The following is a 1,426-nucleotide window of genomic DNA, read 5'->3' as shown; positions in this document are numbered from 1 at the left end:
ACGTCTACGAGTTCGTCTGGGACCGCACCGCCCCCGCCGAGGGCCCGTTCTGTACCGACGTCGACGGCAACGTCCTCATGGACTTCACCAGCCACGTCGCCGCCGCGCCGCTCGGGTACAACAACCCCCTCATAATGGACCGGCTCGCGGAGTTCGACTTAGTGGACCCGCTGAAGATCGCCGGCCAGGACTTCTACGCCGCGGGCGGTCCCGCGCCGGGCGACGGGCTCCCCGGTTCGTCTGGGCTCATGGACCGCCTCACCGACCTGACGAGCCACTACGACATGGACACCGTCTTCCTCTCGAACTCCGGCGCGGAGGCGGTCGAGAACGCGATCAAGATCGCCTACGACGCCTCGGACGGCGCGAAGTACGCGATCACCTTCGACGGGGCGTTCCACGGCCGGACGCTGGGCGCGCTCTCGCTCAACCGCTCGAAGTCCGTGTACCGCCGCGACTTCCCCGAGGTGAGCGGCGTCACCGAGGTGCCGTTCTGCGAGGACCGGACCTGCTCGCCCGAGACCTGCTCGTGCGGCTTCTTCGCCGACGGCGTCTCGCGGCTCCGGAAGAAGCTCGACCCGAAGCGCGGCAACGTCCACCCGGACGACGTGGCGTACCTGATCGTGGAGCCGATCCAGGGCGAGGGGGGCTACCGGTTCCCCTCCGAGGCGTTCACCGACGAGATCGCCGCGCTCGCCGAGGAGCACGACATCACGGTGATCGCCGACGAGATCCAGACCGGCGTCGGCCGCACCGGCGAGATGTGGGGCTCGGACCACTACGCGTACGAGCCGGACGTGATCGCGAGCGCGAAGGGGCTCCGCGTGGGCGCGACCGTCTCGCGGAGCGACGTGTTCCCCGAGGAGACCGGCCGGATCTCCTCGACGTGGGGCGCCGGCGACGTGATCGCGGCCGCACAGGGGGCGCTCACGCTCGACGCCATCGGAGAGGCCGACCTCATGGACAACGCCGTCGTCCGCGGCCGGCAGTTCACGGAGACGCTGCGCGACGCCGACCTCCCGGGCGTCGAGGACGTGCGCGGGAAGGGGCTGCTGCTCGCGGTCGAGTTCGACGCGAAGGACCGCCGGGACGCGGTCGTCGACGAGGCGTTCCAGCGCGGCCTCCTCACGCTCGCGTGCGGACACAAGGTCCTCCGGATCCTCCCGCCCCTCGACGTCACCGAGCGCGAGATCGAACTCGGCAGCGACCTCCTCACGGACGCGATCGCGGCCGCGGCGTAGGCCCGCCGCCGTCGCCCGCTATCGGTCCGCGTACCACTCCGCGAACTTCTCCAACGCCCGCCCGCGGTGCGACACCGCGTTCTTCCGGTCGGTGTCCATCTCCGCGAACGTCTCGCCGTCGTGTTCGAAGATCGGGTCGTAGCCGAACCCGCCGTCGCCCCGCGGCGCGACGATCCGGCCCGGGA

At 70.9% G+C, this 1,426-nt stretch carries 2 protein-coding genes; one reads left to right on the top strand and one right to left on the bottom strand.

Features of this window, described 5'->3' with window-relative positions; all coding sequences use genetic code 11:
- On the top strand, positions 1–1,241 hold a 1,241-nt coding region (locus B9G38_RS17345; protein WP_086221181.1), incomplete at its 5' end, for an aspartate aminotransferase family protein.
- An 18-nt stretch (positions 1,242–1,259) separates the two neighbouring features.
- Here B9G38_RS17345 and B9G38_RS17340 read toward each other — a convergent pair.
- Positions 1,260–1,426: non-canonical purine NTP pyrophosphatase (locus B9G38_RS17340; protein WP_198945735.1), on the bottom strand; the 167-nt coding region annotated here is incomplete at its 5' end.

This window comes from Halorubrum sp. SD612 (assembly GCF_002135005.1).
Note: the sequence above shows the minus strand (reverse complement) of the source record. Positions and strands in the feature narration are given on the sequence as shown.